Origin of the sequence: Sphingosinicella sp., assembly GCF_052387495.1 — a bacterium.
GTDB lineage: Bacteria > Pseudomonadota > Alphaproteobacteria > Sphingomonadales > Sphingomonadaceae > Allosphingosinicella.
In genome coordinates this window covers 1-1,605 of the sequence record NZ_JBQTJC010000086.1, presented here as the reverse complement: position 1 = coordinate 1,605, position 1,605 = coordinate 1, and the positions used below count along the sequence as shown (strand labels likewise).

Here is a 1,605-nt window from a genome sequence, read left to right as displayed (position 1 = left end):
GCGGTGCAGGTCTCCGGCGACAGCCCGGTGCTGATCGACCAGTATCTGCGCGACGCGATCGAGGTCGACGTCGACGCAATCTCGGACGGTCATGACGTCGCCATCGCCGGCGTCATGCAGCATATCGAGGAGGCAGGAGTTCATTCTGGCGACAGCGCCTGCTCGCTGCCGCCCTACAGCCTGGCGCCCGCCATCATCGCCGAGATCGAGCGGCAGGCGCGCCTGCTCGCCGAGGGGCTGAGCGTGGTCGGGCTGATGAACGTTCAGTTCGCGGTGAAGGATGGCGAGGTCTACCTGATCGAGGTCAATCCGCGCGCCAGCCGCACCGTGCCCTTCGTCGCCAAGGCGATCGGCACGCCCATCGCCAAGATCGCCGCGCGGGTGATGGCGGGGGAGAAGCTGATCGATTTCCTGCCGCTGAAGCGCGACATCAAGCATGTCGCCGTCAAGGAGGCGGTGTTCCCCTTCGCGCGCTTCCCCGGGATCGACCCGGTCTTGTCGCCGGAAATGAAGTCAACCGGCGAAGTCATGGGAATCGATAGTGATTTCGATGCCGCCTTCCTCAAGTCCCAGCAAGGCGCCGGGGTCGAGCTGCCGGAGAGCGGAACCTTGTTCGTCAGCGTCAAGGACAGCGATAAGCCCGCGATCGTCGCACCGGTCCGATTGCTCCTGGGCTTCGGCTATCGCGCCGTCGCCACCGGCGGCACCGCCGACTATCTGCAGGCGGCAGGGCTCGAGGTCGAGCGGATCAACAAAGTCGCGCAGGGGCGGCCGCACATCGTCGACAAGATCAAGGACGGCGAGATCGCTTTCATCTTCAACACCACCGAAGGCTGGCAGAGCCATAAGGATTCCGCCTCGATCCGCGCCTCGGCGGTCAGCCAGCGAATCCCCTATTTCACCACCGCCGCCTCCAGCGCGGCGGTGGTGCGGGCGATCGCCTCGGCGCGGGAGCGGAGCCTTGAAGTGCGCTCGTTGCAGGACTATTATTCCGCTTCCGACGCATAGATCCCGAACAACCTCATCAGGATCAGGGCGCCCCCTCGGGTCGGGGCGCGAAGCAGAATTTTTGACGAAAGGCGTATTTCAATGGCGACGGTCGACAAGCTGCCGATGCTGGCTGAGGGCTATGAGAAGCTCCAAGCGGACGTTCGGCATTTGAAAACGGTCGAGCGCCCGGCGATCATCGACGCGATCGAGGAAGCCCGCGGCCATGGCGATCTTTCGGAAAATGCCGAATATCATGCCGCCAAGGAGCGTCAGGGCCAGGTCGAGGCGACGATCGCCGACCTCGAGGACCGGATCAGCCGCGCGTTGGTGATCGATCCCAAGACGCTGTCGGGCAACAAGGTCGTGTTCGGCGCGACCGTGACCCTGCTCGACGAGAAGGACCAGAAGGTCAAATATCAGATCGTCGGTGAGACCGAGGCGGACGCCAAGTCCGGGCGGATCAGCTACGCCTCGCCGCTCGGCCGCGCGCTGATCGGGCGATCGAAGGGCGAGGAGGTCGAATTCTCCGCCCCCTCCGGCGACAAATATTACGAGATCGCCAAGATCGAATTCAAATAGGCGCGGCCGCGATGCGCGTGCCGCAAAGCTGGGCGA

General features: G+C 64.2%; 2 protein-coding genes. Both read left to right on the top strand.

Features of this window, described 5'->3' with window-relative positions; all coding sequences use genetic code 11:
• Window positions 1-1,008, top strand: a 1,008-nt coding sequence (locus tag ACT4N8_RS04820; RefSeq protein ID WP_444856998.1) for an ATP-binding protein, incomplete at its 5' end; no start/stop codon positions are given.
• An 81-nt stretch (window positions 1,009-1,089) separates the two neighbouring features.
• Entirely contained in the window at window positions 1,090-1,569 is a 480-nt protein-coding gene (gene greA, locus ACT4N8_RS04815; RefSeq protein WP_444856997.1) for a transcription elongation factor GreA, read from the top strand.
• The last annotated feature ends 36 nt before the right edge of the window (window positions 1,570-1,605 follow it).